We start from the raw sequence: 4,283 nt of genomic DNA on the forward strand, positions 1-4,283 counted from the left end.
CCCTCTTAAGGAATGAGAGTCAAATGGACCAGGAAGAGCTGAGATTAGCCGCGGATTTTCCGGCCACGCCCTATGAGACGTGGAAGAAGACCGTGGAGGAGAAGGAACTCAAGGGCGCACCGTTTGAGAAGAAGATGGTGACGAAGAGCCTTGAGGGAGTTGACCTGCAACCGCTTTACGTGGCGGAGAACTGGCCCTGGGCGGGGGATCCGTCGGGTTTTCCGGGATTTTTCCCCTATGTCCGCGGCACGGACGCGGTGGGCAAGACGCGGCACGGCTGGGACATCCGCCAGGAGTTCCGGGAGCCGGACCCGCAGGTGGCGAACAAGGAGATCCGTCACGATCTGTCGCGGGGCGTCCGCTCGGTGGTGATCCGGCTAGACGACGCGGCGCGCTCGGGCGCGGACGCGGCGCGGGCCGGCGCCTCGGTGGGGCGCGACGGGGTGATCATCCACGATCTGGCGGGTCTTGAGGAGACGCTGGCCGGAGTGGGCCTGGCGGCGGTTCCGGTTTCGCTGGAGGCTGGAGCGGCGTTTCTGCCGGCGGCATTGGCGCTGGCGGAGATCTGGCGGAAGCGGAAGGTGACGGCGCCGGCGGGTGATTTCGGGGCCGATCCGCTGGGCCATCTGGCGGCGAGCGGCTCGCTGCCCTATTCGCTGGAGAGCGGTCTGTCGCAGGTGGGCGCGCTGGCGGCGTGGACGGCGAAGACCTTTCCGAAGACGCGTTCGGTGTCGGTTGATACCTCGGCCTATCACCATGCGGGGGCGAGCGAGGTCCAGGATCTCGGCATCGCCCTGTCGACGGCGGTGGCATATCTGAAGGCGATGGAGGCGAAGGGGCTGTCGATCGACGACGCCTGCCGTCAGCTGTCGTTCACCCTGTCGGTGGGCTGCGAGGAGTATGTGCAGATCGCCAAGCTGCGGGCGGCGCGCAAGCTGTGGTCGCTGGTGGCCAGTACTTGCGGGGCGTCGAAGGAGGCGGCGGCGATGGTGCTGCGGGCGAAGTCGGCGGAGCGGATGTACACGCGGATCGATCCCTGGGTCAATCTGCTGCGCACGACGGTCTCGACCTTCGCGGCGGCGGTCGGCGGGGCGGACAGCGTGACCAGCCTGCCGTTCGACGCGGCGATCGGCTTGCCCGACGCCAAGGCGCGGCGGATCGCGCGGAACACGCAGGTGATCCTGATGGAGGAATCGAACCTCTATCGGGTGGCGGATCCGGCCGGCGGCGCCTGGTCCTTCGAGAAGCTGACCGAGGAGATGGCGGCGAAGGCCTGGGGCTTCTTCCAGGAGATCGAGGGCAAGGGCGGCATCGTCGCGGCGCTTTCCAGCGGTTTCCTGCAAGAGACGATCGCCCGGACGATGGGCGAGCGCGACAAGGCGATCGCCAAGCGGAAGGTCCCGCTGACCGGCGTGTCGGAGTTCCCGAACATCCTGGAAGAGACGGTCATCCGTCCGGCGCCGGACATCAAGGCGGCGGTGGCGCGGACCGTCGGCCGGCTGAAGCCGGCGAAGATCGGTTCCCTGGAGCAGGTCGAGGCGATCGGCGAGGCCCTTTCGGCGGGGGCGTCCTTCGCGGCGATCCTGGCGACGGGGAGCGGCAAGGCGTCGGTTCCGGCGCTGCCCAGACGGCATCTGGCGGACAGCTTCGAGCGGTTGCGCGACGCGGCCACGGCCTGGAAGGCGAAGACGGGCAGCCTGCCCACCATCTTCCTGGCCAACCTGGGCCCGGTGTCGCAGCACACCGGCCGGGCGTCCTTCTCGAAGAACTTCTTCGAGGCGGGGGGGATCCAGGCGCCGGGCAACGAGGGGTTCGAGGACGTCGGATCCTGCGTTGCGGCGTTCAAGGCGAGCAAGGCGAAGATCGCCATCTTGTGCTCGTCGGACAAGCTCTACCCCGAACTGGTTCCGGCCTTCGCGCCGGCGCTGAAGGCGGCGGGAGCCGAGACGCTCTATCTGGCGGGTGCGCCGGGCGAGCAGAAAGCGAGCTACGACGCCGCCGGCGTCGATGACTATATCTTCATGGGAGGCGACGTACTGGGCATGCTGACGGCCCAGTTGATCCGCCTGGGAGTGATCGCGCGATGATCCCCAATTTTTCGAATATCAGCCTGGAGCAGGCGAAGAACGGGTCGACACTGAAGGACTGGGAGGCCAAGGCCCTGGCGGAAGGCGGCATGAGCCTTGAGGAGATGGCCTGGCTGACGCCGGAGAAGATCGGCGTGAAGCCGCTTTACACGGCGAAGGATCTGACCGGTCTCGACCATCTGCACACCATGCCGGGCTTTGCGCCCTACAAGCGCGGCCCCTACCCGACGATGTATGTGACGAAGCCGTGGACGGTCCGGCAATATGCCGGCTTCTCGACGGCGGAGGAATCGAACGCCTTCTACCGGCGCAACCTGGCGGCCGGCCAGAAGGGCCTGTCGATCGCCTTCGACCTGGCGACGCACCGGGGCTATGACTCGGATCATCCCCGGGTGACCGGGGACGTCGGCATGGCCGGCGTGGCGGTGGATTCGATCCTCGACATGGAGGTTCTGTTCTCCGGCATCCCGCTCGACCAGATGTCGGTGTCGATGACGATGAACGGGGCGGTCCTGCCGATCCTGGCGCTCTATATCCTGGCGGCGGAAGAGCAAGGGGTGAGCCGCGAGAAGCTGACCGGCACCATTCAGAACGACATTCTGAAAGAGTTCATGGTGCGCAACACCTACATCTATCCGCCGACGCCTTCGATGCGGATCATCTCGGACATCTTCGAATACACCTCGAAGAACATGCCGAAGTTCAACTCGATCTCGATCTCCGGCTACCATATGCAGGAAGCCGGGGCGACGGCGGACATCGAGATGGCCTATACGCTGGCCGACGGGATGGAATATCTGCGGGCCGGCGTGAAGACCGGGATGTCGGTGGACGATTTCGCGCCGCGGCTGTCGTTCTTCTGGGCGATCGGCATGAACTTCTTCATGGAAGTGGCCAAGATGCGGGCGGCCCGGCTGTTGTGGGCGAAGATCGTCAAGGGGTTCAATCCGAAGAACCCGAAGTCGATGTCGCTGCGGACGCATTCGCAGACCTCGGGCTGGTCGCTGACGGCGCAGGACGTGTTCAACAATGTGGTGCGGACGCAGATCGAGGCGATGGCGGCGAGCCAGGGGCACACCCAGTCGCTGCACACCAACGCGCTGGACGAGGCGCTGGCCCTGCCGACCGACTTCTCGGCGCGGATCGCGCGCAACACGCAATTGTTCATCCAGCAGGAAACCGGGATCTGCAAGATCATCGATCCCTGGGCGGGCTCCTACTACGTGGAAAGCCTGACCGATCAGCTGGCCCGCCGGGCCTGGTCGCTGATCGAGGAGGTCGAGGCGTCGGGGGGCATGGCCAAGGCCATCGAGGCTGGCATCCCGAAGATGCGCATCGAGGAGGCGGCGGCGCGCACCCAGGCGCGCATCGACGCCGGCCGGCAGACGGTGCTGGGGGTGAACAAATACAAGCTCGACGACGAGGAATCGGTCGACGTGCTGAAGGTCGACAACTCGGCGGTGCGGCAAAGCCAGATCGCCAAGCTGCAGAAGCTGAAGGCCAACCGCAACCAGGCCGACGTCGATCATGCCCTGCATGCGATCACCGAGGCCTGCGCCAGCGGCACGGGTAACCTGCTGGATCTGGCGGTGCAGGCGGTTCGCGTCCGCGCCACGGTGGGCGAGGTGTCGGACGCCTGCGAGAAGGTCTTCGGTCGCCATAAGGCGGTGATCCGTGCTATCTCGGGGGTCTATACGGCGGAAGTTGGAAAGGATTCGAAGCAGATGAAGGAAGTGGGCGAACTTCTGAAGCGCTTCGAGGCGAAGGAAGGCCGCCGGCCGCGCATCTTCCTGGCCAAGATGGGCCAGGACGGACACGATCGCGGCCAGAAGGTGATCGCCACCGGCTTCGCCGACATGGGCTTCGACGTCGATATCGGTTCCCTGTTCCAGACGCCCGAGGAAGCCGCCCGCCAGGCGGTGGACAACGACGCCCACGTGGTCGGCGTCAGCTCGCTGGCCGCCGGCCATCTGACCCTGGTCCCGGCGCTCCGCGAGGAACTGAAGAAACTGGGACGCGAGGATATCCTCATCGTCGTCGGCGGCGTCATTCCGCCCCAGGACTTCGACGCCCTCTACCGCTTCGGCGCCGCATCCATCTTCCCGCCCGGAACCATGATCTCGGACGCCGCCAAGGACGTCCTCATCAAGCTCATGGTCAACCTCGGCTTCGAACCGGCGGCGGCTCAATGACGCT

At 65.9% G+C, this 4,283-nt stretch carries 2 protein-coding genes; both read left to right on the top strand.

Going from position 1 to position 4,283, the window contains the following annotated elements; all coding sequences use genetic code 11:
- Positions 1 to 23: 23 nt before the first annotated feature.
- The gene (locus tag CWS72_RS27160) at positions 24 to 2,087 is read left to right on the top strand and encodes a methylmalonyl-CoA mutase family protein (RefSeq protein ID WP_101253800.1); all 2,064 of its coding nucleotides are present in this window, start codon (positions 24 to 26) and stop codon (positions 2,085 to 2,087) included.
- The gene (scpA, locus tag CWS72_RS27165) at positions 2,084 to 4,279 is read left to right on the top strand and encodes a methylmalonyl-CoA mutase (RefSeq protein WP_101253801.1); all 2,196 of its coding nucleotides are present in this window, start codon (positions 2,084 to 2,086) and stop codon (positions 4,277 to 4,279) included. Before CWS72_RS27160 ends, scpA begins: the two co-directional genes overlap by 4 nt.
- Positions 4,280 to 4,283: the final 4 nt, after the last annotated feature.

Origin of the sequence: Telmatospirillum siberiense (assembly GCF_002845745.1) — a bacterium.
GTDB classification, from domain to species: Bacteria; Pseudomonadota; Alphaproteobacteria; order Rhodospirillales; family Magnetospirillaceae; genus Telmatospirillum; species Telmatospirillum siberiense.